At 64.4% G+C, this 25953-nt stretch carries 21 protein-coding genes, 1 tRNA gene and 2 pseudogenes; 13 read left to right on the top strand and 11 right to left on the bottom strand.

Going from position 1 to position 25953, the window contains the following annotated elements:
* Positions 1-134: 134 nt before the first annotated feature.
* Together BOO69_RS08105 and BOO69_RS08100 are read left to right on the top strand one after the other, a co-directional pair.
* The gene (locus BOO69_RS08105) at positions 135-1349 is read left to right on the top strand and encodes an NADP-dependent isocitrate dehydrogenase (RefSeq protein WP_071971707.1); all 1215 of its coding nucleotides are present in this window, start codon (positions 135-137) and stop codon (positions 1347-1349) included.
* Between the two features lie 261 nt (positions 1350-1610).
* Positions 1611-2939, top strand: coding sequence for a hypothetical protein (locus tag BOO69_RS08100; RefSeq protein WP_172839514.1), 1329 nt, complete (start codon positions 1611-1613; stop codon positions 2937-2939).
* Between the two features lie 75 nt (positions 2940-3014).
* Here the strand turns inward: BOO69_RS08100 and BOO69_RS08095 are convergent, their stop codons facing one another.
* A complete protein-coding gene (locus BOO69_RS08095; protein ID WP_071971705.1) occupies positions 3015-3809 on the bottom strand; it encodes a class II glutamine amidotransferase in 795 nt (264 codons plus the stop codon).
* Positions 3810-3811: 2 nt separating this feature from the next.
* On the bottom strand, positions 3812-4018 hold the full coding sequence (locus BOO69_RS08090) for a DUF6356 family protein (protein ID WP_071971704.1): 207 nt from the start codon (positions 4016-4018) through the stop codon (positions 3812-3814).
* A 113-nt stretch (positions 4019-4131) separates the two neighbouring features.
* On the opposite strand from BOO69_RS08090, the gene BOO69_RS08085 reads away from it, so the two are divergent.
* The 4 genes from BOO69_RS08085 (at position 4132) to BOO69_RS08070 (ending at position 7199) form a co-directional block, all read left to right on the top strand.
* A complete protein-coding gene (locus BOO69_RS08085) occupies positions 4132-4590 on the top strand; it encodes an Lrp/AsnC family transcriptional regulator (RefSeq protein ID WP_071971703.1) in 459 nt (152 codons plus the stop codon).
* Between the two features lie 16 nt (positions 4591-4606).
* Positions 4607-4936 (top strand): DMT family transporter, encoded by a 330-nt coding sequence (locus BOO69_RS08080; RefSeq protein ID WP_071973718.1) that lies wholly within the window; start codon positions 4607-4609, stop codon positions 4934-4936.
* A gap of 125 nt (positions 4937-5061) precedes the next feature.
* A complete protein-coding gene (gene typA / locus BOO69_RS08075; RefSeq protein ID WP_071971702.1) occupies positions 5062-6879 on the top strand; it encodes a translational GTPase TypA in 1818 nt (605 codons plus the stop codon).
* Complete coding sequence (locus tag BOO69_RS08070; RefSeq protein WP_071971701.1) at positions 6876-7199, top strand: cupin domain-containing protein; 324 nt, start codon at positions 6876-6878, stop codon at positions 7197-7199. The genes typA and BOO69_RS08070 overlap by 4 nt, the downstream gene beginning before the upstream one ends.
* A gap of 2 nt (positions 7200-7201) precedes the next feature.
* On the opposite strand, the gene BOO69_RS08065 is transcribed toward BOO69_RS08070, so the two are convergent.
* From BOO69_RS08065 to recA, 4 genes are all read right to left on the bottom strand, one after another.
* Entirely contained in the window at positions 7202-7549 is a 348-nt protein-coding gene (locus BOO69_RS08065) for a DMT family protein (RefSeq protein WP_071971700.1), read from the bottom strand.
* The gene (locus tag BOO69_RS08060) at positions 7546-7833 is read right to left on the bottom strand and encodes a DUF1330 domain-containing protein (protein ID WP_071971699.1); all 288 of its coding nucleotides are present in this window, start codon (positions 7831-7833) and stop codon (positions 7546-7548) included. Before BOO69_RS08060 ends, BOO69_RS08065 begins: the two co-directional genes overlap by 4 nt.
* A gap of 4 nt (positions 7834-7837) precedes the next feature.
* Positions 7838-10501 (bottom strand): alanine--tRNA ligase, encoded by a 2664-nt coding sequence (gene alaS / locus BOO69_RS08055; RefSeq protein ID WP_071971698.1) that lies wholly within the window; start codon positions 10499-10501, stop codon positions 7838-7840.
* A 138-nt stretch (positions 10502-10639) separates the two neighbouring features.
* Positions 10640-11710, bottom strand: a complete 1071-nt coding sequence (gene recA, locus BOO69_RS08050; protein WP_071971697.1) for a recombinase RecA — start codon at positions 11708-11710, stop codon at positions 10640-10642.
* Between the two features lie 200 nt (positions 11711-11910).
* Here recA and BOO69_RS08045 point away from each other — a divergent pair, with 200 nt between their 5' ends.
* Positions 11911-12504, top strand: a complete 594-nt coding sequence (locus tag BOO69_RS08045; protein ID WP_071971696.1) for a gamma-glutamyl kinase — start codon at positions 11911-11913, stop codon at positions 12502-12504.
* A 194-nt stretch (positions 12505-12698) separates the two neighbouring features.
* Here BOO69_RS08045 and BOO69_RS08040 read toward each other — a convergent pair.
* From BOO69_RS08040 to guaB, 3 genes and pseudogenes are all read right to left on the bottom strand, one after another.
* Positions 12699-14911 (bottom strand): annotated as a pseudogene (locus tag BOO69_RS08040) (ATP-binding protein).
* A gap of 240 nt (positions 14912-15151) precedes the next feature.
* A pseudogene (locus BOO69_RS08035) lies at positions 15152-16320 on the bottom strand (RsmB/NOP family class I SAM-dependent RNA methyltransferase).
* Positions 16321-16382: 62 nt separating this feature from the next.
* Positions 16383-17831 (bottom strand): IMP dehydrogenase, encoded by a 1449-nt coding sequence (gene guaB / locus BOO69_RS08030; RefSeq protein WP_071971695.1) that lies wholly within the window; start codon positions 17829-17831, stop codon positions 16383-16385.
* Positions 17832-18023: 192 nt separating this feature from the next.
* Here guaB and BOO69_RS08025 point away from each other — a divergent pair, with 192 nt between their 5' ends.
* From BOO69_RS08025 to BOO69_RS08015, 3 genes are all read left to right on the top strand, one after another.
* Positions 18024-20066, top strand: a complete 2043-nt coding sequence (locus tag BOO69_RS08025; RefSeq protein WP_071971694.1) for an ASKHA domain-containing protein — start codon at positions 18024-18026, stop codon at positions 20064-20066.
* Positions 20063-20911 (top strand): class I SAM-dependent methyltransferase, encoded by an 849-nt coding sequence (locus BOO69_RS08020; RefSeq protein ID WP_071971693.1) that lies wholly within the window; start codon positions 20063-20065, stop codon positions 20909-20911. The genes BOO69_RS08025 and BOO69_RS08020 overlap by 4 nt, the downstream gene beginning before the upstream one ends.
* A 132-nt stretch (positions 20912-21043) precedes the next feature.
* Positions 21044-21117 (top strand) — tRNA-Gly (locus BOO69_RS08015).
* 100 nt (positions 21118-21217) lie between these two features.
* On the opposite strand, the gene BOO69_RS23225 is transcribed toward BOO69_RS08015, so the two are convergent.
* A complete protein-coding gene (locus BOO69_RS23225) occupies positions 21218-21571 on the bottom strand; it encodes a hypothetical protein (protein ID WP_071971692.1) in 354 nt (117 codons plus the stop codon).
* Between BOO69_RS23225 and BOO69_RS23010 the strand changes: the two genes are divergently transcribed.
* Complete coding sequence (locus BOO69_RS23010) at positions 21571-22050, top strand: hypothetical protein (protein WP_156874890.1); 480 nt, start codon at positions 21571-21573, stop codon at positions 22048-22050. The two genes, BOO69_RS23225 and BOO69_RS23010, sit on opposite strands and share 1 nt — an antisense overlap.
* 431 nt (positions 22051-22481) lie before the next feature.
* Here the strand turns inward: BOO69_RS23010 and BOO69_RS08005 are convergent, their stop codons facing one another.
* Complete coding sequence (locus tag BOO69_RS08005) at positions 22482-24101, bottom strand: long-chain fatty acid--CoA ligase (protein ID WP_071971691.1); 1620 nt, start codon at positions 24099-24101, stop codon at positions 22482-22484.
* Between the two features lie 137 nt (positions 24102-24238).
* Between BOO69_RS08005 and BOO69_RS08000 the strand changes: the two genes are divergently transcribed.
* Together BOO69_RS08000 and BOO69_RS07995 are read left to right on the top strand one after the other, a co-directional pair.
* On the top strand, positions 24239-24685 hold the full coding sequence (locus BOO69_RS08000) for a GNAT family N-acetyltransferase (RefSeq protein ID WP_071971690.1): 447 nt from the start codon (positions 24239-24241) through the stop codon (positions 24683-24685).
* On the top strand, positions 24682-25935 hold the full coding sequence (locus tag BOO69_RS07995) for a cation:proton antiporter (protein WP_071971689.1): 1254 nt from the start codon (positions 24682-24684) through the stop codon (positions 25933-25935). The genes BOO69_RS08000 and BOO69_RS07995 overlap by 4 nt, the downstream gene beginning before the upstream one ends.
* Positions 25936-25953 lie beyond the last annotated feature (18 nt).

The raw sequence follows: 25953 nt of genomic DNA, 5'->3' as shown, positions 1-25953 counted from the left end.
CCCGCCCGAAAGCACGGCACGGTCGGAAAATTTGCGCCTCCGGATCTGTATACTATCGTATACCGCTTTCCCCTGCCGGTGTTTTGCGCTATGCGCGGCGCAACGCATCTTCATAACCGAAAGGGATAGGCTTCATGTCAAAGATCAAGGTAGACAACCCCGTCGTCGAGCTGGACGGCGATGAAATGACCCGGATCATCTGGGACTTCATCAAGAAGAAGCTCATCCTGCCCTACCTCGACATCGACCTGAAGTACTACGACCTCGGGATCGAGGCGCGCGACGAGACGGACGACCAGATCACCGTGGATGCCGCCGAAGCGATCAAGAAATACGGCGTCGGCGTGAAATGCGCCACCATCACGCCCGATGAAGCACGGGTCGAGGAATTCGGCCTCAAGAAGATGTGGCGCTCGCCCAACGGCACCATCCGCAACATCCTCGGTGGCGTGGTGTTCCGCGAGCCGATCATCTGCAAGAACGTGCCGCGCCTCGTGCCGGGCTGGACCAAGCCCATCGTCATCGGCCGCCACGCCTACGGCGACCAGTACCGCGCCACCGACATGAAATTCCCCGGGCCGGGCACCCTGTCAATGAAATTCGTCGGCGAAGACGGCACGGTGGTCGAGGAAGAAGTATTCAAGGCCCCGTCGTCGGGTGTCTACATGGGCATGTACAACCTCGATGAATCCATCAAGGATTTCGCCCGCGCCTCGATGAACTACGGTCTTCAGCGCGGCTGGCCGGTCTACCTGTCCACCAAGAACACGATCCTCAAGAACTATGACGGCCAGTTCATGATCCTGTTCCAGCAGGTCTTCGACGAGGAATTCAAGGACAAGTTCGAAGAGGCCGGCATCACCTACGAACACCGCCTGATCGACGACATGGTCGCCTGCGCGATGAAGTGGAACGGGGGCTACGTCTGGGCGTGCAAGAACTACGACGGCGACGTTCAGTCCGACACCGTGGCACAAGGCTTCGGTTCTCTCGGGCTGATGACCTCCATCCTGATGACCCCCGACGGGCAGACGGTCGAGGCCGAGGCGGCGCATGGCACGGTCACCCGCCACTACCGCCAGCACCAGAAGGGCGAGGAGACCTCGACCAACTCCATCGCGTCGATCTACGCGTGGACGGGCGGTCTGAAGCACCGCGGTAAGCTCGACGGGAACGAGGCACTGACGAACTTTGCCACCACCCTCGAAAGGGTCGTCGTGGAAACGGTCGAATCCGGCCACATGACAAAAGACCTTGCCCTGCTGGTCGGCCCCGACCAGAAGTGGCTGACAACGATGGGTTTCCTCGAGAAAGTGGACGAGAATCTCAGCAAGGCACTGCCGGGCTGATCCGAAAGAATAGAAACGGTTCTAGGGCGCACGCATCTATTCGTGCGCCCTTTTTCATTTCCATTTCACGCTTGTTCCGAATGCCGGCACGATCTCTTGAAATAAAGCCGATTGGCCGCTGAAACCTGACGAATTATCCCGCCCAAGTTGAATATGGGCCGAAATGGGGCGAAATTGCGGCATATTCGTTCCCAGCCGGGGTCATTAACGTTAACCTTTTCCCGGAAGCGATTCCGCTTCAGTCCACTTGGGAGATTTTTCATGAAAACCTTTTATTCCGCTTTGTGCGGTGCAAGCTTCATTGCATTAACTGCCGGCATGGCCTCGGCCGCCGATGACAACGTGACGTTCCTCGATCAGGACGGCACCAACAACTCCGCATCGGTCACCCAGTCGGGCAACGACAACGAAGCCGGCGCGTCGGGCCTTGCCGTCACGCAGGACGGTTTCTACAACCAGCTCGAAATCCTTCAGTCCGGGAACAACAACGAGATCGGCCTCGAGGGTGTGGGGGTCCGGCAGGAAGCCGTTCTCAAGAACGGCAGCAACCCGATCGCGAACACGCTGGTCATCACGCAGTCCAGCAGCTTCAACACCGTGGGTTCGGTGTATCAGGATTCAGACGGCACCGACCAGCAGGCCAGCGCGCGCAACCGCGTGAACATCACGCAGGCGGGTCTTGGCGGGCACCGGATCGGCACTGTCCACCAGGAGCGTGGGGCGTCCAACTACAACGTTCTGAACGTCACCCAGAACGGCTTGGCGAACGTGCTCGAGGACGTCTATCAGCGCAACAGGGCTGGCGGCAACGTCTCCAACTCGATCAACGTCAACATGTCGGGCGCCTCAAACGGTCGGAACTTGATCGGCGCTCCCACTGAACTGGACCTCTTTGCAGACATCGCAGACGTCCAAGGTTCTACCCTGCGGCAAGGCTGGGTACGCCAGTTCTCGAGAAGAAACACCATCGACCTTGACGTCTCCGGCACGTTCAACAACTTCGGGATCACGCAGGACGGAAAAGGCAACACCGTCGGCACGGTCACGATGACAGGCGGTTTCAACCAGCTGGGAATTCGCCAGGACGGTGACGACAACCAGGTGTCGCTTTCCACCATCTCGGGCATCGGCAACAACATCGGTGTCGCGCAATACCAGGACAACAACATCGCCGGCGTCAACGTGAGCGGCAACGCGAACCGACTTGGCGTGCTGCAGGACGGTATGAGCAACACGGCAGACGTCGCCATCACCGGCGACAACAACGGCCTTGCCTATAACTCCGTCAGCTTCTTTGGCCAGCGGATCTATACCTCTGCGGATTCGCTCGACAACCCGGCTGCCGGGATTGCCCTGCTGCCCGGTTTCGAACTCGGCCGCGTCACCCAGTTCGGCGATGACAACGACGTCAATCTGAATATCGATGGAAACAACAACCTGTTCGGAACGCTGCAGGACGGCGTTGGCAACAGCATCGAAGGCACCGTAGACGGCAACGGCAACCAGTTCGCCGTGGCACAGGTGGGGGTCGCCAATATGACGAACTTCACGCAAACCGGTGGTGGCAACAATCTCGCCGTTTCGCAGTAACCGGCACCAAGCCGTAAAGACGGGCGCGCTTCCACAGGAGGCGCGCCCGTTTTACGTTTGACCGAGGGCGGCGGATCAGGCCGCCAGATCCGTCAGGTTCGGCGCAAAGGCCGTGATCCTGCAGTCTTGGGGTGTGAAGGTGCAGAAGCTGCCCTGCGGCACTTCTGTCCAGCCTGCCCGATCCAGATCGTAGGGTTCGGAAACAACGGCCCACCCCCGCCAGTCCGCACACCAGCGGTAGAACAGGGACGGCGCCAGACCGTCGGAAGCATAGCGCACCGCGAAAAGCGTCCGCCCGTCCGAGACAGCCGCGGCCATGCGCATGTGCGGCCCTTCGCCGTGGGACCGCGAGAGCGCCTCGAACCGTGCGACACTGCCGGCAAGCGCCGCCTTCGGGTCGTGATCGATGCCCAGACCGCAGGCGACGAGAAACAAGGCTTCGCTGTCCGTCGCTCCCTTGCGGTGCGCGTAAAGCGCATCGTCGATCATCATGTCCGCGGACTTCCGGAACCGTTCGAACCCGCCGACCTGCCCATTGTGCATGAAGCTCCACCGTCCCTGCACGAAGGGATGGCAGTTGTTTCGGCTGGTGGCCGTCCCCGTCGAGGCGCGCACATGCGCCATGAACAGCCGCGCCTGCACCTGCTCCGCCAGCGACCGCAGGTTGGGATCGGACCACGCCGGATAGACATCGCGGTAAAGCCCCGGTTCCGCCCGACGGTCGTACCAGGCCAGTCCGAAGCCGTCCGCGTTGATCGCGGTCTTGCATTTGCTGGCATCCCGCGACTGGTGGATCAGCGAATGATCCGGCGCCGAGATGATCTCGCTCAGGAACAGCGGCTCGCCCTGCCAGGCCGCCCAGCGACACATGGTTACCTGCCGCGATTATGAGTGCGGGCGTAAAGCTTGGCGATAATGCCGCTTGCCGTCTTTTCGAACAGGCACGGGATCAGGGCGTGCACCAGCGCCGCACCCGCCGCCGCGAACAGCAGCGCGGAAAACCGCAGCGCGAACAGCATGTGCTCGAAAAAGCTCTCATCGACCTTGGCGGGATGGTCCAGGAATACGCGTGCGAACATGTCTCTCTCCTATCGCTGTTTCCCGGCAGACTATGGCATCGCGCGCATGAATTTTTCCCAAATGTCTCCGCTTTACCATTGCCTGCAAGATAATTTCCCAAGATAATGCCATCATGAGTGACATTGACCACATGGACCGCCGTATCCTGATCGAATTGCAGCGCGACGCGGAACAATCCCTTGAAACCCTGGGGGCGGCGGTGGGCCTGTCCCGGAATGCCTGCTGGCGGCGCATCCGGCAGATGGAGACCGACGGCATCATCCGCGGGCGCGTGGCCTTGCTGAACGCGACACGGCTCGGGCTGCCGCTGACGGTCTTCATTCAGGTCCGCACCAATGCCCATGCGCCCGACTGGCTCGAGAGATTCTCGACCGCCACGCGCGCGATGCCGGAAATCCTCGGTGTCTACCGGATGTCCGGCGACCTCGACTATTTGATCCGGGCGCAGGTTGCGGATATGGCGGGGTACGACCGTCTTTACCAGAACCTGATCCGCAAGGTGCCTCTCTCCGACGTCTCTGCCAGTTTCGTCATGGAAGAGATCAAGGAAACCACCGCCCTGCCCCTCTGAGGAAGTTCTCTTGCCGCTGCATTACCTATGGCTGTTCATCGCCGTACTCACGGAAACACTTGGCACGACCGCGCTTCAGGCGAGCCAGCAGTTCTCGCGCCTTTGGCCCTCGCTTGCGGTCGTGCTGTGTTATGGATCGTCCTTCTTCTTCATGTCGCTGGTGCTCAAGACCATGCCGGTCGGCATCGTCTACGCGATCTGGTCCGGCACCGGCATCGTGCTGATCGCCTGCATCGGATATCTTCTCTTCGGGCAGCGGCTGGACCTGCCGGCCGTGATCGGTCTGGCGCTCATCATCTCCGGGATCCTGGTGATCCACCTGTTTTCGGCCACCGACACCCATTGACGCGGCCCTCGTGGCGGAACTGCGCCACAGCCGGCCCCGACACGACCGCGCGGACCGCTTTAGGGCTGGCATTTGCTGCGTCTGCACGGTATGGCGCCCGCAACCCCCGCAAAAAGGCTGATCCAATGGACCTGCGCAACATCGCAATCATCGCCCACGTCGACCACGGCAAGACAACCTTGGTGGACGAACTGCTCAAGCAGTCGGGCACCTACCGCGAAAACCAGGCGACCACTGAGCGCGCCATGGACAGCAATGACCTCGAGCGCGAACGCGGCATTACCATCTTCGCCAAACCGACCTCGGTCGAATGGAAAGGCACCCGCATCAACATCGTGGACACCCCCGGTCACGCCGACTTCGGCGGCGAGGTGGAGCGTATCCTGTCGATGGTGGACGGTGTCGTTCTGCTGGTGGACGCGGCCGAAGGCCCGATGCCGCAGACGAAATTCGTCACGTCGAAGGCCCTTAAACTGGGGCTGCGGCCCATCGTCGTCATCAACAAGGTCGACAAGCCCGATGGCGAGCCGGATCGCGCGCTGGACGAGGTGTTCGACCTTTTTGCCAACCTCGACGCCAGCGATGAGCAGCTCGATTTTCCTGCCATGTACGCGTCGGGTCGCGCCGGCTGGGCGGATCACACACTCGACGGTCCGCGCAAGGGGCTCGACGCGCTGTTCGAACTCATTCTCGACCACGTGCCCGCCCCCAAGCAGACGGCCGATGTCGACAAACCCTTCACGATGCTCGCCACCACCCTCGGCGCGGATCCCTTCCTTGGCCGGATGCTGACGGGCCGGGTCGAATCCGGCACGCTGCGCGCCGGTCAGACGCTCAAGGCGATCTCGCGCAATGGCAAGCTGATCGAGAACTTCCGCTGCACCAAGATCCTTGCCTTCCGCGGGTTGGAACAGACCGCCATTGACGTGGCCGAGGCCGGCGACATCGTGTCGATTGCCGGCATGGCCAAGGCAACCGTTGCCGACACCCTCGCGGATACATCGGTCAACGAAGCGATCCCGGCACAGCCGATCGACCCGCCCACCATCACCGTGACCTTTGGCATCAATGACTCACCCCTGGCAGGCCGCGACGGGAAAAAGGTCCAGTCCCGCGTGATCCGCGAGCGTCTGATGAAGGAAGCCGAGAGCAACGTCGCGATCAAGGTTTCGGACACACCGGGCGGCGAGGCCTTCGAGGTTGCCGGACGCGGCGAACTGCAGATGGGCGTGCTGATCGAGAACATGCGCCGCGAAGGCTTCGAGCTGTCGATCTCCCGCCCGCAGGTCCTTTTCCGCGACATCGACGGAGAGCGGCACGAGCCGATCGAGGAAGCCACGATCGATGTGGACGACGAATATTCCGGTGCCGTCATCGAAAAGATCACGGGCGCGCGCCGTGGCGAACTGGTGGAGATGAAACCGGCCGGAGCCGGCAAGACCCGCATCGTCGCCCATGTCCCCTCGCGCGGATTGATCGGCTACCATGGCGAGTTTCTGACCGACACCCGCGGGACCGGCGTGCTGAACCGCGTCTTCCACGGCTGGGCGCCCCACAAGGGCCCCATCCCCGGCCGCCGCGCGGGCGTCCTGATCTCGATGGAAAACGGCACGTCGGTCGCCTATGCCCTGTGGAACCTCGAAGAACGTGGCAAGATGATGATCGGCGCCCAGGCTGACGTCTATACCGGCATGATCATCGGGGAGCATTCCCGCGACAACGACCTCGAGGTCAACCCGCTGAAAGGCAAGAAGCTGACCAACGTGCGCGCCTCCGGCACGGACGAAGCGGTGCGGCTGACGACGCCGATCACCCTGTCGCTGGAAGAAGCCATCGCCTACATCGACGACGATGAACTGGTGGAGGTGACGCCCAACGCGATCCGGCTGCGCAAGCGGTTCCTTGACCCCCACGAACGCAAGCGCATGGCCAAGGCGTCATGAGCGACGGGCTGCGGCGCAGCCCGGGCCTGCACGGCCATGTGGAGGGGCGCGATCTGGGCACCTCCGTCACCGTGCTGTTCGTGACCCACGACAAGCCCGGCGGCGGCCCCAAGCTGCACTGGCACCCCTACGACGAACTGTTCGTGATCCGCCGCGGACGCGCGCGGTTCACGGTCGGTGACGAGGTGATCGATGGCGGGCCGGGCGACGTGATCCGCGGCCCGGCCAACGTCCCCCACCGGTTCGAGGTGATCGAAGCGCCCTACGAGGCACAGGACATCCACCTGTCGCCCGAGTGGATCCAGACCGACCTCGAATAGGGCTAGAACGGCCCTCGGAACACGAAGAACGCACCGAGGGCAATGAACCCGAAGCCGAACGCGTGGTTCAGCGTCAGTGGCTCCTTGAGGTAGGTCACGCTGAACACGGCAAAGACGGTCAGCGTCAGCACCTCCTGCATCGTCTTCAGCTCTGCCGCCGAATAGACCCGGTGGCCGATCCGGTTGGCCGGGACGGCAAGGCAGTATTCGATCAACGCGATTCCCCAGCTGACCACGATGACCAGCCAGAGGGCGCGGTGCGGAAATTTCAGATGTCCGTACCACGCCAGCGTCATGAAAACGTTGGACGCCAGCAGCAGCAGCGGTGGCGCGATGTGGGCCGGCGTCACTCCGTGATCTCGACCACCATAAGCTCGCGTTCCGAAGCATCGCGCGCGTGGCTCAGCGCCTCCTGGTAGGCGTCGGAATTGTAGCAGTCGACCGCCGCTTCGACGGAAGGAAACCGCGCGACCACGTTGCGCGGGCGCTCCTTGCCCTCCAGCTGAACGAACCGGCCGCCACGGGCGAGGAAGGTTCCGCCATGTGCGGCGATGGCGGGGCCGGCGAGCTTGGCGTATTTTCCGTAGGCGTCGTCGTCGGTCACGGTGACATGGGCAATCCAGAGTGCGGCCATGGGCTTATCCTTTCAGTACGGTTTCGGCAGCCGCGATCGCGGCCTCGGCGTTCTCGGGGCTGGCACCGCCGCCCTGGGCCATGTCGGGACGTCCGCCGCCCCCTTTGCCGCCAAGTTCGGCCACCGCGGCGCGGACGATCTCCACCGCCGAAATGCGGTCCGTTAGGTCGGAGGTGACGCCCCCGGCGACGGCCGCCTTGCCGCCGGTATCAGCAATCAACAGAACCGCGCCCGAGCCCAGCCGCGCTTTGTGGTCATCCACCAGCGACGGCAGGTCCTTGCCGGTCACGCCGGACAGCACCTGCGCGACGAACGGAATACCGTTCACCTCGCGCGTTTCGACCTTGGCGGTCGCGCCCCCGCCGCCGGACATGGCCAGCTCGCGGCGCAGCTGCGCGACCTCGTTGCTCAGGCTGCGCCGCTCGTCCATCAGCGCGCGCACCCGGTCAGGCACGTCGGCAGGCGTGGACTTGAGCGCCTCCGCGGTCCGCGCCAGCGCCGTTTGCTGCGCGCGGAGCCAGGCCAGCGCCTCTCCCCCGGTCAGGGCTTCGATCCGGCGCACCCCGGCGCTGCTGGCGCTGTCGCCCAGCAGCACGAACGCACCGATGTCACCCGTATGGCGCACGTGGGTGCCGCCGCAGAGCTCCAGCGAATAGGTGCTGCCGTCAGCGCCCTTGCCCGACCCGTCGGCGCGGCCCATCGACACCACGCGCACTTCGTCGCCGTATTTCTCGCCGAACAGCGCCTGGGCCCCGAGCGCGCGGGCGTCGTCCGGCGTCATGATCCGGGTCTCCACCGGCGCATTCTGGCGGATATAGTCGTTCACTTCACCCTCGACCTGTACCAGTTCGGCCGCCGACAGCCCCTTGGCATGGCTGAAATCGAACCGCAGTCGATCCGGCGCGTTGAGCGATCCGCGCTGCGCCACGTGATCCCCCAGCGCCCCGCGCAGCGCCTCGTGCAGCAGGTGCGTGGCCGAATGGTTCGCGCGGATGGCGGTGCGCCGAGCGTGGTCCACCTCGAGAACCGAAGCCTGCCCGACCTTGACCTCGCCTGAAACCACCTCGCCGAAATGGGCAAAGACGCCTGCCGCCTTGCGCGTATCGGTGATCCTGATCTCGCCCGTGCCGGTGCGGATAAGCCCGGTGTCGCCGACCTGGCCGCCCGCTTCGGCGTAGAACGGCGTCTGGTTGAAGGCGACCTGGATGCTGTCGCCTTCCCTTGCCGACTCCACCAGAATGCCGTCCATGACCAGTGCCTTGATCTGGCCCTCGGCGGTTTCGGTCTCGTACCCGAGGAATTCGGTGGGTCCATGTTTCTCGGCCACGTCGAACCAGACGGTGGCGTCCGCCGCCTCGCCCGATCCGGCCCACGCCGCCCGCGCCTTGGCCTTCTGCTCCGCCATCGCCGCGTCGAATCCTTCGATGTCCACGCCGCGCCCCTGTTCCCGCAGGGCGTCCTGCGTCAGGTCGAGGGGGAAGCCGTAGGTGTCATAAAGCTTGAACGCCGCCTGCCCCGGCAGGTCCGCGCCGTCGGCCAGGCCGCCGACCTCGTCCTCCAGCAGCCGCAACCCGCGGTCGAGCGTCTGCTTGAAGCGGGTTTCTTCGTTCAGCAATGTCTCGGAGATGAGCGATTGCGCCTGTCCCAGCTCCGGATAGGCCGCGCCCATCTGGTGCACCAGCGCCGGCACCAGCCGGTGCATCAGCGGATCCTGCACGCCCAGGAGATGGGCATGACGCATGGCCCGCCGCATGATCCGGCGCAGCACGTAGCCGCGGCCGTCGTTCGATGGCATCACACCGTCCGCGATCAGAAAGGACGTCGACCGCAGGTGATCCGCGATCACCCGGTGATGGGTCTTGCCCGGCCCGTCGGGATCGGTGCTGGAAGCCTCGGCGGAGGCCTCGATCAGGCTGCGCATCAGGTCGGTGGCATAGTTGTCATTGGTGCCCTGCAGCAGGGCCGCCACCCGCTCGATCCCCATGCCGGTATCGATCGACTGGTTCGGTAGATCCCGCCGGGTGCCGTCTTCGAACTGCTCGTACTGCATGAAGACGAGGTTCCAGATCTCGACAAAGCGGTCGCCGTCCTCTTCCGGGCTGCCCGGAGGGCCGCCCCAGATATGATCGCCGTGGTCGTAGAAGATCTCCGTGCAGGGGCCGCAGGGGCCCGTCGGACCTGCGGACCAGAAGTTGTCGTCCGTGGCGATGCGGATGATCCGGTCGTCCGAAAGGCCCGCATGCCGCTTCCAGATTTCCACGGCTTCGTCGTCGGTGTGGTAGACGGTGACCAGCAGGCGTTTCTCGTCGATGCCGAAGACCTTCGTCAGCAGATCCCAGGCAAGCGGGATCGCCTCGGACTTGAAGTAATCGCCGAAGCTGAAGTTCCCCAGCATCTCGAAGAACGTGTGATGCCGCGCGGTATAGCCGACGTTGTCCAGATCGTTGTGCTTGCCGCCCGCCCGCACGCATTTCTGCGCCGTCGCGGCGCGGGTGTAGTCGCGCGTTTCGACCCCGGTGAACAGGTTCTTGAACTGCACCATCCCCGCCGCCGTGAACATCAGCGTAGGGTCGTTGCGCGGCACCAGCGGGCTGGAGGGCACAACCCGGTGACCGTTCTTGTCGAAGTAGGACAGGAAGCTGGATCGGATTTCATTCAAGGTCTTCATCGGTCTGGCCTTCCGGGGCAACTGCGGTCGTTGTCAGATAACCTTGGGCGCCCTGCCTGTCCACAGTCAGGACGCGTGAAAAGGGGCGCTGCCTGCCGGCGCGCCCCTCGGGTGTCGTCTCATCGCGGTGCCTGCGGCTCAGGCCTCGAGAATGTCGGCGTCATCCTCTTCCGAACCGTTGAAATCGAGCCCGTGCGCTGCGCGGATCTTGTCCTCGATTTCCATGGCCATCGCCGTGTTCTCCTTGAGGAAGGTCTTGGCGTTCTCGCGGCCCTGGCCGATCCGTTCGTCGCCGTAGGAGAACCACGACCCCGACTTCTCGACCACACCGGCCTTGACGCCGAGATCCAGAAGCTCGCCCATCTTGGAGATGCCTTCGCCGTACATGATGTCGAATTCCACCTGCTTGAAGGGCGGCGCGACCTTGTTCTTGACCACCTTCACGCGGGTCGCGTTGCCGACCACCTCGTCGCGGTCCTTCAGCGCGCCGATGCGGCGGATGTCCAGCCGCACGGAGGAATAGAACTTGAGCGCGTTGCCGCCTGTCGTCGTCTCGGGAGAGCCGAACATGACGCCGATCTTCATGCGGATCTGGTTGATGAAGATGACCATGCAGTTGGACCGGCTGATGGAACCGGTCAGCTTGCGCATCGCCTGGCTCATCAGGCGGGCCTGAACCCCGACCGAGCTGTCACCCATGTCGCCTTCGAGTTCCGATTTCGGCGTCAGGGCCGCGACCGAATCGACGATCACCATGTTCACCGCGCCGGAGCGCACCAGCGTGTCGGTGATTTCCAGCGCCTGTTCACCGGTATCGGGCTGCGAGATCAGCAGCTCGTCGATGTCCACACCCAGCTTGCGCGCGTATTGCGGATCGAGCGCGTGTTCCGCGTCGACAAAGGCGCAGACGCCGCCGGCCTTCTGCTGTTCCGCGACGCAATGCAGCGTCAGCGTGGTCTTGCCCGAGGACTCGGGGCCGTAGATCTCGATGATGCGGCCCATGGGCAGGCCGCCGATTCCCAGCGCGATGTCCAGTCCCAGCGACCCGGTCGAGCTCGCCTTGATGTCCTGGATCGCCCCCTCGGCCCCAAGCTTCATGATGGAGCCCTTGCCGAACTGGCGTTCGATCTGTGCCAGGGCGCTGTCCAGCGCCTTCTGCTTTTCCGCCGATTTCTTGTTGTCCATTGTCAATAGATCTGCCGTTGCCATTTGCCCGTTCCCTTAGTGTCATAGTGGCGCGGGATCGGCAATCGCCCTCCTGCGCCGGCTCTTTGTTCCATTAATGTTCTTATGGGACCAAAACCGGAACATTTCAATCGAATTATTTGTCTGTCCATCTTTTCCGCCAATGGGTTAAGAAGTGGTTTATGGACCCTGCCCCCGGTCCGGAAAGGGAAAGGAACGGCTTGATGCTTGTTTTCTATAAGGAACGTCTTGCGTTTCTGTCGGTACCCAAGACCGGCACCACCGCCTACGAAAGCGCACTGGCCGGACGGGCCGACATGGTGATCTCGGAACCGCCGATGCTGAAACACGCGCCGGTCTATCGCTACAACCGCTTCATCCGGCCCATGTTCGAACGGGTATGCGGGGTCGAGCTGGAGGTGATGGCCGTCATGCGCGAACCGGTGTCGTGGCTGGGCAGCTGGTACCGCTACCGCCAACGGCCTTTCATGGAAGGCAAGCCCAATGCGACGCATGGCATCAGTTTCGATGACTTCGTGCTCGCTTACATGAAAGGCGACAAGCCCGGTTTTGCCGACGTGGGCAGCCAGGTCCAGTTCATGAAGAGCCAGCCGAACGGAACCGGTGTCACCCATCACTTCCGCTACGAAGACCAGCCGCGGCTCAAGGCGTTTCTCGAAGAGCGGCTGAACATGACCATCACCCTCGAACGGGAAAACGTATCGCCTCGGATGGAGCTGACCCTGTCGCCCGGGGTGGCGGAACGGTTCCGGCGAAAATACGCCGATGAGTTCGCATTGTACGAGTCGATCCCCTGATCGGCCTTATCTTCCTCGCCGCCCGGCCGCCCGGTTCGGCCTGATCGGCAACGCCGGCACAGCAGGTTCATCGGCGCAGCACTGCACCGTTGTGTGCCCCCCTGTCGCACGCAAAAGAAACGGGAGGATGCCATTCATCGCGGTGACGCACGGCCATTCGGCACTGTGCGGCGATGTCCGGGCCGACCGGCGGCTCAGTGGAGTTGCTTGTGCACCATCTCGGTCAGCTCGTTCAGCGAGAACGGCTTCGGCAGGAAGACCGAGTTGGGAATCCGGCTTTGCTCCTCGCCGAAACTGTCCTCGGCATAGCCTGAGACAAAGACGACGCGCACGCCGGGGCGGTCCTTGAGCGCTTCGCGCACCCAGCTTGGCCCATCCATGCCCGGCATGACCACGTCCGTCACGAACACGTCGACATTCAGATCCCGATCCTCAAGCGTCTTCAGCGCCGCCTCCGCCGATTCCGCTTCGAGCACCGTAAAGCCCCGCAGTCGGAGCGCGCGGCTGGCAAAGGCGCGCACCGGGGCCTCGTCCTCCACCAGCAGGATCACGCCGTCCGACGCGGCCGATGTGCCCGTCGCGGCAGCGACACCGGGCTTTTCCGCCAGTTCGATTGGGTGTTCGTGCACGGGGAAATAGAGCACGAAGGTCGTACCCGTACCGGGCTGCGAATCCACGAAGATGAAGCCGCCGGTCTGTTTCACGATACCGTAGGCGGTCGACAACCCGAGCCCCGTGCCCTCGCCCGTCCGCTTGGTGGTGAAGAACGGCTCGAACACCTTCGGCAGCTTGTCCGCCGGGATGCCCAGGCCGTCGTCGATGACCTTCACCGTGACGTAATCCCCCGCGGGCACGGTCACGCGGTCCCGGGTCAGCGGTTCGGACAGGGTGACGCAATCGGTCACGATCCTGATCTCCCCCCGGCCGGCATCGCGTCCCGCGCGTTGACGACAAGGTTCATCATGACCTGCTCGAGCTGCCGCTTGTCCGCCCGGATCGGGCGCAGCACCGGATCGTGGCTGAGGGTCAGCGTCACCTTCTCGCCCACGAGCCGGTTCAGCAGATGGGTGAGGTCTGCCAGCGTGTCGCGCAGATCCAATGTTTCGGGGCGTAGGGTCTGCTTGCGGGAGAAGGCCAGCAATTGCCGCACCAGCCCTGCCGCCCGGTTGGCATTCTGGTTGATCTGTACGAGATCGCCGTAGTCCGCGTCCCCCTGGTCGTGCCGAAGCAGCAGCAGGTCGCAGTGACCCGAGATCGCGGTGAGCAGATTGTTGAAGTCATGCGCGACACCGCCCGCGAGCTGGCCGATGGCCTGCATCTTCTGGCTTTGCACGAATTGCGCCTCAAGGGATTTGAGCTCCGTCGCATCGTGCAGAACCGCGATCAGGGCCGGCTCCCCATCGTCCGTGATCTTGTTCAGCACGACCTGCACGAAACGCTCCCTGTCCGTACGGGTCAGGCGCAGGAATTCGGATTTCTGCACCACCCGGTTTGCCAGGGTGTCGTTCAGCCAGTCGCCGATGGGGCGGCCAAGGCCCTCCATCAGCTGGGCGATGTTGATCCCCTCGGCCAGTCTTTTTCCCACCAGCCTCGCCGCCATCCTGTTGAAGGACCGTACCGCCCCGTCCGGCTCAAGCCGGATCATAGGCACTGGCAGATCCTGAAAGGCGTGCCATGCCTGCATCGGGGCCTGCACGTCGCCCCCGGGCGGTGGCAGCAGGTAGAGCGCCCGCCGCCCCGCGCCCGCGTCGACCTCGGCGACCAGCATCTCGCGCACCTCGGAATGGCATGACACTTCCGCGACCGTTCCGTGGACCGGCGGCAGGCGGTTGAAGACGCGGTCGAGTGTCTTGACCCTTCCCCCCAGCAACCGTCGCGCGGCGTCATTCGTGAACAGCACCGCCCCCCCGCGGCCGACCATCAGCATCGGCAGCTGCAGGGACTCCTGCCCGGCGCGCACGGGTGCCGGCCGGGCACCCAGATGTTCCAGCCGCCAGACAAAACTGTTCGTACCGACCGCATGGACCGACAGGCGCAGGTGGCCCGCGCGCGTGGCCACGTCCTCCTGCGCGGCGCCTGTCGCATCCGCCCGCGATTGCAGGCGATAAAGGATGCCCGCGGGGTTGGCGAAGGTCTCTGCCAAGGTAGCGCCGAGGGTGGTGAATTGGTCTTGCTGGAATTGACGCTTTGCCGCGCGGTTGGCGGCGTGAATGCGGCCATCCTGTTCGGCGATGAAGGATGGAACCACATCATGCGCGATGAACCCTTCGACACTGTCGGGGGGCGCTGCCAGTCGGGCGGTCGGCCGCGCCGGACGGAAGATTTTCGCGCAGCCGACGACGGCCAGCGCGAGGCCCGAAGCCAGAAGGACGAGACCCGCCAGCCGGTGGGGAACGACCATCCCCATGGCGAGTGCCAGCCCGCCGATCATCAGCAGGATCCACGCCCGCTGCCGCCCGTCCCGCAGGCCGGCCGCCGCGTCGTGCGCGGCGTAAAGCGACCGCTGCGGCGACATGTCATCCGATGCGTCCAGCCCCAGGCGATCAGACACGTCGAGTCCTCCAGTTCCCCTCGAATCGGGGCCCATTAAGAACGCCGCCGGTTAACCGAAGCTTAATCCGAGACGCCGCCGCTCTGGTCGGGTCGGTTACGTCCTGTCGGACCGCACGAAATGCGCCGTGTAGAAACCGTCGCCCAAGGCATCCACGGCGAAGCGCCGTTCGAACGTGCAGGACCACTCGGGGTGGCGGGCGACGAAGGCCGCGGCGCGATCCTCGTTCTCCTCGCGCAGGACCGAGCAGGTGGCAAAGGCAAGGACACCGCCCGGCGCGACAAGTGCGCAGGCGTCATCCAGGATCCCGTCCTGGATCCCGGTGAGCGTATCCAGTCGATCGCGGGTCAGCGTCCACTTGCCTTCCGCCGCGCGCCGCCAGGCGCCCGATCCGGAACAGGGCGCATCGCACAGCACGACGTCGAACGGACCGGCCGGCACGAGATCGGCGGTCCCGACCTGCCCGATCTGAACACCCGCGCGCGCCGCACGGGCGGGCAGATCCGCCATGCGGCCGGGGTCGATGTCATGCGCAAGGACCGTCCGCGCGGGGTCCATCGACAACGCCAGCGCCTTGCCGCCGCCGCCCGCGCAATAATCCAGCACCCGACCGCCGGAGGGCAGCGCCGCGACGACCGCCTGGCTGGCGGCATCCTGCAATTCGACCAGACCGTCCGTGTAGGCGGGCGCGGAACGAAGCCGCCGCTGACCCTCGATCACCGTCAGCGCCCCTTCCGCCAGCGGATTCGCCACTGTCTCGACCCCCTGCTCGGCCAACTCGCGCTGCGCCGCAGCCCGGTCGATCCGTGCAAGGTTGACTCGCAACACCACGGGCGCGCGGGCCTGAAGCGCCGTGGCCGTTTCCGCGGCATGCTCCCCCAGCGCATCCTCGAACAGCGGCACCAGCCAGTCGGGCAGACACCAGCGGGTCGCGCGGTCGTCCGGGGGGACGGAAAGTCCAGTTCCGACGGCGCCGGGGGGGCGGGCGCGTGACCCTCCCCGGAGAACAGCATCGCGATCTCGGCGCCCTGAAGGTGCATCAGCCCCAGCATCAGGGCGCGGCCCGTCTCGCCCCGACCGTAATGCGCGGCCAACGGACGGCAGCGCAGCACGTCAAAGACGTGATCCCGGATGGCGGCGCGGTCCTTGGACCCGGCGAACCGGCTGCGGCGCGCCCAGCGGGTCAGCGCCTGTTCAGCCGCCTGTCCCTCGCGCATGTCGTCGAGGATCTCGATCGCCGCGGCAACGCGCGCGCCCGGTGTCATGCCCCTGACCCGACATCAAGAAACCGTGCCAAGCTACTGAAACAACGCGGAAAGGTCACGCGTCACCCGCCGCGATAGTTGGGAGATTCCCGCGTGATCTGCACATCGTGCACGTGGCTCTCCTTGAGGCCGGCACCCGTGATCCGCACGAAAGTGCAGTTCTTGCGCATCTCAGGGACAGTGGCGCAGCCGGTGTAGCCCATGGCGGCGCGCAGGCCGCCGACCATCTGGTGCACGACGGCCCCGGCGCTCCCCTTGTAGGCCACCTGCCCCTCTATTCCCTCGGGCACCAGCTTGTCGCTCGCCGCATCCTTCTGGAAGTAACGGTCCGCCGAACCGCTTGCCATCGCCCCCAGCGAGCCCATGCCGCGGTAGGATTTGAAGCTGCGGCCCTGGTACAGGATGACCTCGCCGGGAGATTCGTCGGTGCCCGCGATCATCGATCCCACCATGGCGCAGGACGCACCCGCCGCGATGGCCTTGGCGAAGTCCCCCGAGAACTTGATGCCGCCGTCGGCGATCACCGGCACGTCGCCCGCCGCCGCCGCACATTCCATGATCGCGGTCAGCTGTGGCACCCCCACCCCCGCGACCATGCGCGTGGTGCAGATGGAGCCCGGCCCGATGCCCACCTTGACCGCATCGGCTCCCGCGTCGATCAGCGCGCGGGTCGCCTCGGGCGTGGCGACGTTGCCGGCGATCACCTGAACCTCGTTCGACAGCCGCTTGACCCGCTCGACCGCCTGAAGCACGCCGGCCGAATGGCCGTGGGCCGTGTCGATCACGACGATGTCCACCTGCGCATCCACCAGCGCTTCGGTCCGCTCGAACCCCGCGTCGCCGACGCCCGTGGCCGCCGCCACGCGGAGGCGGCCCAGATCGTCCTTGCAGGCGGTGGGGTTCAGCACGGATTTCTCGGTGTCCTTGAGGGTCAACAGCCCGGTCAGCTTGCCGTCGGCATTCGTGACGAGCAGCTTTTCGATGCGGCGCGCCTTCATCAGGCTGATCGCCTCGTCCCGGTCGGCGGGCTCGCGCAGGATCGCGAGGTTCTCGGCGGTCATCATCGCGTGGACCGGCGTGTCGTCGTGCTGGGCAAAGCGCATGTCGCGGTTGGTCACGATCCCCAGAAGACGGCCCTTGTCGTCCACCACCGGGAAACCGGTGAAACGGTATCGCTCGGTCAGCGCCTTGGCGTCGGCCAGCGTCTGGTCGGGGCGCAGGGTCACGGGGTTGTAGACGATCCCGCTCTCGAAACGCTTCACCCGCCGCACTTCGCGCGCCTGGTCTTCCACGCTGAGGTTCTTGTGGATCACCCCCATCCCCCCGGCCTGCGCCATGGTGATGGCCATCCGGCTTTCGGTCACCGTGTCCATGGCCGAACTCAGCAGGGGAATGTTCATCGCGATGCGCTTGGTAACGAAGGTGCGCGTATCCGCCGTCGAGGGCAGCACCGAAGAGGCCCCCGGCACCAGCAGTACATCATCAAAGGTCAGTGCCTCACGAATCTCCATCGTCGCTCTCCGCTTTGCGTTTCTCGGGGTTCATTTGGCGGTTTGCTATTTCACGGATGGACCCGATTGGAAAGGGCCGATGCACGCGGTGTTGTGCCGATAATGGCGCAGCCGGACGACATTTTGCCGCCCCCCGTCTTTCACCCGCCGCGCGTACCGCTATGTTGGCGCCAGAATTGATGGAGTGCACCGATGAGCGTCGATCCGCTGGTTATTTTCACCCCTTCCGGCAAGCGGGGCCGGTTCCCACGGGGCACACCCATCCTGACGGCGGCCCGGCAACTTGGCGTGGATCTGGATTCGGTCTGCGGCGGCCGCGGGATCTGTTCGAAATGCCAGATCACGCCCAGCTACGGCAGTTTCTCCAAGCACAACGTCGACGTGAAGCCGGACGCCCTGTCCGAGTGGAACAAGGTCGAGGAACGCTACAAGGAAAAGCGCGGGCTGAAGGAGGGACGGCGCCTGGGATGCCAGGCCACCGTTCAGGGCGATGTGGTGATCGACGTGCCCCCCGAAAGCCAGGTTCACAAACAGGTTGTCCGCAAGCGGGCCGAGGCACGGGACATCGTGCTCAATCCGTCGACCCGGCTCTTCTATGTCGACGTGGCGGAACCCGACATGCACGACCCCTCCGGCGATCTGGAACGCCTGCGCGACGCCCTGCGCACGCAGTGGGACATCGACAATGTCGCCGCGGACCTGCACATCCTGCAGACGATGCAGCCGATCCTGCGCAAGGGCGACTGGAAGGTGACCGTCGCCGTCAACCTCGGCGATGCCGAGAACCCGCCGCGCATCATGCACATCTGGCCGGGCTACTACGACGGGACGCTCTACGGGCTGGCCGTGGACCTCGGCTCCACCACCATCGCGGCGCATCTGTGCGACCTGCAAACCGGGGCGGTGCTGGCGTCCTCGGGGGTCATGAACCCCCAGATCCGGTTCGGAGAGGACCTGATGAGCCGGGTGAGCTATTCGATGATGAACGCCTCCGGTGCGGACGAGATGACCCGTGCCGTGCGCGAGGGCATGACGACCCTGTTCGACCAGATCGCGGCGGAAGCCGGGATCGACGCCGGGCTGATCGTCGATGCGGTGTTTGTCTGCAACCCGGTGATGCACCACCTGTTCCTCGGGATCGACCCCTTCGAATTGGGACAGGCCCCTTTCGCACTGGCGACCTCGAATGCCATGCGGCTGCGCGCGACCGACCTCGGGCTCAACATCCATCCCGCCGCGCGGGTCTACATCCTGCCGTGCATCGCCGGCCATGTGGGCGCCGATGCCGCCGCCGTCGCGTTGAGCGAGGCACCGGACAAATCCGAGGATCTCGTGCTCGTGGTCGATGTCGGCACCAACGCCGAGATCCTGCTGGGCAACAAGGACAAGGTTCTGGCCTGTTCCTCCCCCACCGGGCCCGCGTTCGAGGGTGCGCAGATCAGTTCGGGCCAGCGCGCCGCCCCCGGCGCCATCGAACGGGTGGAAATCGACCCGGAAACGAAGATGCCGCGCTTCAAGGTGATCGGCTGCGACCTGTGGTCCGACGCGCCCGGTTTCGAAGAGGAAATCGCCGGCACCGGCGTCACCGGCATCTGCGGCTCGGGGATCATCGAGATGGTCGCGGAAATGCGGATGCACGGGATCGTCGATGCGCCGGGCCTGATCGGCACCGCCGAACAGACCGGCTCCGCCGCGGTTTTCGCGGACGGGCGCACGAATTCCTACCTGGTCTACGATGGCACGGCAAACGGCGGCCCCCGGATCACGGTGACGAACCGCGACATCCGCGAGATCCAGATGGCCAAGGCCGCGCTCTATTCCGGTGCAAGGCTGCTGATGGACAAGTTCGGCGTGGACAAGGTGGACCGCATCGTTCTGGCCGGCGCCTTTGGCGCGCATATCAGCACCAAGCACGCGATGGTCCTTGGCATGATCCCCGACGCGCCGCTGGACAAGGTGACCTCGGCGGGGAATGCCGCGGGAACCGGTGCGCGGATCGCCCTGCTCAACGTCGGCGCGCGGGCTGAAATCGAACAGACCGTGCGCGAGATTCACAAGGTCGAAACCGCGATCGAACCCCGCTTTCAGGAGCATTTCGTCAACGCCTCCGCCATTCCCAACGCGGTGGAGCCTTTCCCGATCCTGAACTCCATCGTTACCCTGCCGGACGCCACCTTCAACACCGGCGGCGAAACTGGCGACGCGGGCGGCCGCCGCCGGAGACGCCGGGCATGACCAACACCGATCAGCAGGAGTTCTGGACCGAGGAAGCCGGCCCGACCTGGATCGCCCAGATGCAGACGATGGACCGGACCCTTGCCCCGGTGCTGGACCGACTGCTTGCCGATGCCGAACTGCGCGATGGTGACAGCGTGCTGGACGTCGGCTGCGGGGCCGGCACGAGCACTGTCGCCGCCGCGCGCCTCACCGGGCCGCAGGGGCGCGCCTGCGGGCTCGACATATCCCGCAGTCTGCTGGATCACGCGCGCGCGGCGCTGGCGGATGCCCCCAACGTTTCGTTCGTGCTGGGCGATGCGCAAACCCACGACTTCGGTCAGGACCGCTTCGACGCAATGATCTCGCGTTTCGGCGTCATGTTCTTTTCCGATACAGTTGCCGCCTTCTCGAATATCGCCCGAGGTTTGCGGCCGGGCGCGCGCCTGACCTTCGCCACCTGGGGGGAAATCTCGGAGAACCCCTATTTCACGATGCCCGCGCGGGTCGCGAAATCGATCATCGGTGCGCCGCCCAAGACCGATCCGGATGCCCCGGGCCCCTTCGCGATGCGTGACACCCGCAAGGTGGTAGGCCAACTGGGCGCGGCGGGCCTGCGCGACATCACCGCCAGCGAGGTCGCGCTGCCCCTCACGCCGCCGGGCGATGCGCAGACGGTCGCGGATCTGCTGTGCCAGATCGGCCCGGCGCACCGTACCCTGACCCATTTCGACGTTGGACAGGAAGATCGCCAGCGGCTGCGGGCGGCTTTGGCCGATGCATTGGCACCTTACGAGACGCCCCAGGGCATCCGCATCCCCGCGCTGATCAACATCTTCACCGCCAGAACTGCGGGCGGCGCCTGAAGCATCGCCCTGCGAGACGTGTCTTCCGGTTGAACCCCAGGATCATCGTAACCACCGCCGCGCAGGGCAGCCCCTTTTGTGATTGCCGCCCCTTGACGGCGCGCCGCGCCGCGCATATCCCTCATACCGCGCGCGGGTATGGTGAAAAGGTATCACGGCAGCTTCCCAAGCTTTAGTTACGAGTTCGATTCTCGTTACCCGCTCCAACATACCACCTAAAATGTTGATTTAGCCCACAAAAATGGGCAGACATTTTATCTACCCGCCCGAATACCCACCGTTGCAGAATCGCTGGGAAATGGCCCTCTAAGCCGCCCTTCCGTTACTGTTTCGCGCGACCTCCCATGCTAGTTGGCGGAGGTCTACGACTCGCCGGGTCATTTCGGTGATGACGATGATAAGCGCCATCAATGCCATCGCTTCCTCGTTGTTGCTGCCGACATACTTGTTTTCCCCTGCTAACCCGCACAAGGCGAAGGTCAGCCCACTGAGGTTATTCGGAATAAGGTTAGCAATATCGAGACAGGCCGATATGCTGGCAGTGCGGATGCTCTTGCCGCTATCCGCTCCGCCCTCGAAGCCGCAGGGGTGGAGTTTATCGCAGAGAATGGCGGCGGCGCCGGGGTAAGGTTGAAGAATTGAAGCCTTTGATCCAGACAATGCTGACGAGAAAGTTTCTGGTTGAGTACGCAACCTATACTCAGACCTGCGCGCACCTTGAATTGGCCTGCTGGGAAATAATCATGTTGGCTGATGGCGGCGATCAAGGCGTCCCCCACAAGGTTGACCGTTTTCTAAAGGTGCGCAAGAATAGCACGCAGTTGCGAGAGCACTTTAGGGGCGCAGCAGACTTAACTTCAGCGGATATTTCAGCTCGGATCATTTCGCTCTCTGAGCGCATTGATGCCGGTATCGAAGTCCGCAACACCGCAGTTCATGGAGCTTGGTTTACTGGCGAACATGATACTGACGCGCGAGTTGAGCATTACTTTCGGCGTCCAGATGATCCGCCACTAATGTGGCGTCACTTCGATGCTCCGGTGCCACAAGGCGAGATAGACGGCGCAATCGAAGAGGCAGATGACATGCTGCGCGAGGCTATCAAAATTCGGATCGCAATGCAGGCTCAGCCTGAGTAAGCGAGATTGATCTGATACCCCTGGTCCAAAGCAGCGTTGAGGCGTCCACTAGTTCGCGACCGCCCTGCACGTTGCTCCCGGTGATCTGGAACTCCGCAACGCGGCGCGGTGCTGGAATTGAAGCCGCGCCCCCTGCTGCGCCGCCAGAGCCACCACCGCCGCGTGTCCCGATGGCGGTCGTGCCCTTGATAGACGACACGGTTGCAAGTCCCTGCGCCAGCGTGGAAGCCGCATCGATGGCTATGGCATAGAAAGGCAAGGTTGGGTCGTCCAGAACCTGATTATTTGCCCGTTAAGCGGTCACCACGGCCTCCGCCACCCGCTCCAAACAATCCTGAAACGATGTTTGCCGAAGGCCGCCATGATACGCGGCCGGTTTCCCGGCGCTGCGGCGGACCGGCAGCGGTTGCCCGCCGCCGGCCCCTACCGGATCAATCCATCAGCACGTCGCCGAACTCGTCCCGCAGGTTCCGCTTGAGCACCTTGCCCGTCGCGTTGCGCGGCAATTCCTTGGTAAAGACCACCTTGTCGGGGATCTGCCACTTGGCGATCTTGCCGTCGAAGATCTCGAGGATGGCGTCTTCCGAGGGGTCCTTTCCCTCTGCCTTGACCGCGACCAGCACCGGGCGCTCGTCCCATTTCTCGTGGCGTGCGCCGATCACCGCGGCATCCGAGAGATCGGGATGCGAGATCGCGATATTCTCAAGTTCGACCGAGCTGATCCATTCGCCACCCGACTTGATGATGTCCTTCGACCGGTCCTTGATCGTGACATAGCCGTCCGGGTCCATCGTGGCGACGTCGCCCGTGTCGAACCAGCCGTTGGTCAGGGTCTCGTCGGTCGATTTCTTGAAGTACGCGTCGAGGATCCAGTGCCCGCGTGTCACGAGGTCGCCCTGCGCCTTGCCGTCATGCGGCAGGGGATTGCCGTCGTCGTCGAGGATCTCGAGCTCCACCCCGAAAACCGGCCGGCCCTGGTTTTCGCGCAGGCGGTGCTGCTCGGCCTCGGGCAGGTCCGCATGCTTGGCCAGCGGGCGGTTCACGGTGCCGACCGGCGACATTTCCGTCATACCCCAGGCGTGGATGGTGTCGACGCCGAATTCCTCGCGGAAGCTCTTGATCATCGACGGCGGGCAGGCCGATCCGCCAACGACCGTGCGCTTGAGGCTTTCCAGCTTGCTGCCACCCTTCTTGGCCTCGCCCAGCAGGCCGAGCCAGATCGTGGGCACCCCCAGCGCCAGCGACACGCGGTAGGTGTCGATCAGCTTGACCAGCGACGGACCGTCAAGTCCCGGCCCCGGCATCACCATGCGCGCGCCGACCATGGCGCAGGCATAGGGCGCGCCCCAGGCGTTGACGTGGAACATCGGCACCACGGGCAGGACGACTTCGGCGGCGGAAATCGCCACGCTGTCGGCGAGGTTGATGCCGAAGCTGTGAAGAACGGTGGAACGGTGGCTGTAGAGCACGCCCTTTGGGTTCCCGGTGGTTCCCGAGGTATAACAAAGGCTTGACGCCGTGTTCTCATCCATGTCCGGCCAGTCGAACCCGGCATCGCCCTGTGCCAGCAGATCGTCGTAGGCGATGATGCCCGGCAGTTTCTCGGCCGCGTCGCCCACCTCGGCCTCCATCAGGACGATATGCTCCAGATGCTCCAGCTTGTCGCGGATCGCGGCCACGAGCGGGACGAAGGTGGCGTCGATGAACAGCACCTTGTCCTCGGCATGGTTGAGAATGTAGACCAGTTGCTCGGGGAACAGGCGGGGGTTGATCGTGTGGCAGACAAAGCCGCCGCCCGAGACGCCGAAGTAGATCTCGAGATGGCGCCGGTTGTTCCAGGCGATGGTGCCGCACCGCGCCTGCGGGTCAAGTCCCAGCCCCGTCAGTGCCGAGGCCAGCCGCCGCGCATTCGCGGCGACCTCGCCCCATGTGGTCTCCTCCACCCCGCCACCGGTGTTGACCGAATAGATGTCGCCCCCGGAATGGTATTTTTCTGCGTGTTCAATCAGGCTGGAAATCAACAGCGGTTGCGACATCATCTGGCCTAGCATCGGGATCCTCCTTGTCCGTTCTTGGCGCCAGAGTGAAGCAGAGCACCGGTACTTGCAAGCCCGCGATAAGCCGCCTAAACCTCATTCAAGGCATTGTTTTGTCGGGCCTTGCCGGGTCCGCAACGGAAGGCGCGCACATGACCCCGACGATCCGTCCCACCGCTCCCGAGGATCGCACCGACTGGGATCGACTGTACCGCGGCTACGCCGATTTCTACCGCGTCGATCAAACCGCGCAGATGCGCGATACCGTCTTCGGCTGGCTGATGGATGACGCTCACGAATGCAACGGTTTCGTGGCCGAGGACGACCGGGGCCGGCTGATCGGGCTGACCCATTTCAGGCCCTTCGCCAGCCCCTTGCGGGCGGTGACGAACTGTTTTCTCGACGATCTGTTCGTCGATCCGGACGCACGCGGCACCGGAACGGCCCAGGCGCTGATCGACGCGGTGGCGGATCACGCGCGGGCGCGCGGCTGGGCAACGGTGCGATGGATCACCGCGGACGACAATTACCGCGGGCGCAATGTCTATGACCGGATGGCGACCCGGACGATGTGGATCACCTACGATCTCAAGACATGACCTTTCTTCAGATCACCTCGCTGCTCATCGTTCTGGCGGGCGTCTTCGGTGCGATCAACTACCTTGTCCTGAAACTGCCCTCTGCCATCGGCATCCTCGTGGTGTCGCTGCTGGCATCCTTCGGCCTGCTGGGTCTGGACCTCGCCCTGCCGGGCCTTGGGATCGCGGACACGGTTCGGCAACTGGTCACCGGCATCGACTTTTCCGAGGCGCTGCTGGAAGGGATGCTGGGGCTGCTGCTGTTCGCCGGGGCGCTCCATGTCAAGCTGAGCGACCTGCGCAGCGAATGGCCGAGCGTCTTTTTGATGGCCACGCTCGGCATCGCGCTGTCCACGGTGGTGGTCGGGGTCGGGTTTTCCTGGCTCACCGGCATGCCGCTGCTGGTGGCGCTCGTGTTCGGCGCGCTCATTTCTCCCACCGACCCGGTGGCCGTGCTTGGGGTGCTGCGCGAAGCCGATCTTCCCAAGGCGCTGGAAACCAAGATCGCGGGAGAGAGCCTGTTCAACGACGGGGTCGGATACGTGGTGTTCCTCGTGCTCGTGGGGCTTGCGTTTCCGGCCGCCCACCACGGCGCGGGCGGCAACCCGCTGGGCGGTGCCGCACTGCTGTTCGTGCAGGAAGCCTTTGGCGGCGCCCTGCTGGGCCTCGTCCTGGGCTGGATCACCTTTCGCGTCATGCGCCGGATCGACGACTATTCGCTCGAAGTGCTTCTGACGCTGGGGCTGGCCTTCGGCGGGTACGAACTGGCGGTCTGGCTGCATGTCTCCGCCCCGATCATGGCGGTCTGCGCGGGGCTGCTGATCGGCGACGTAGGGACCGCGCGCGGCATGTCGGAAGAGACCCGGAGATACGTGGACGCCTTCTGGCGGCTGATCGACGAGATCCTCAACGCGGTCCTGTTTCTCATGATCGGGTTCGAGGTCTTCGCCATCGCCTTCGAGGCGGATGTCCTCGTGACGGCGGCGGCGACGATCCTGCTGGCCCTGCTCGCGCGTCTCGCGGCGGTCGCGGTCCCGATCGCGATGCTTCGCCCCTTCCGCAGCTTCTCGTCGGGGGTGACGCGCATCATGACCTGGGGCGGGCTGAAGGGGGGCATCTCCGTCGCGCTGGCGCTGTCGCTGCCCGAGGGCGAATGGAAATCGCTGATCCTGACCTGCACCTACGTGGTGGTCGTCTTTTCCATCGTCGTGGAGGGGCTGACGGTCGGGCGGCTTGCCAACCGGATGGGGCGCGCGCCGGACCTGGTGTGACCTGACGGTGCGGCTGCG

The sequence above is a fragment of the Sulfitobacter alexandrii genome (genome assembly GCF_001886735.1).
Lineage (GTDB): Bacteria > Pseudomonadota > Alphaproteobacteria > Rhodobacterales > Rhodobacteraceae > Sulfitobacter > Sulfitobacter alexandrii.
The sequence above is the reverse complement of the archived record's forward strand: the minus strand, read 5'-3'. Positions and strand labels throughout refer to the sequence as shown.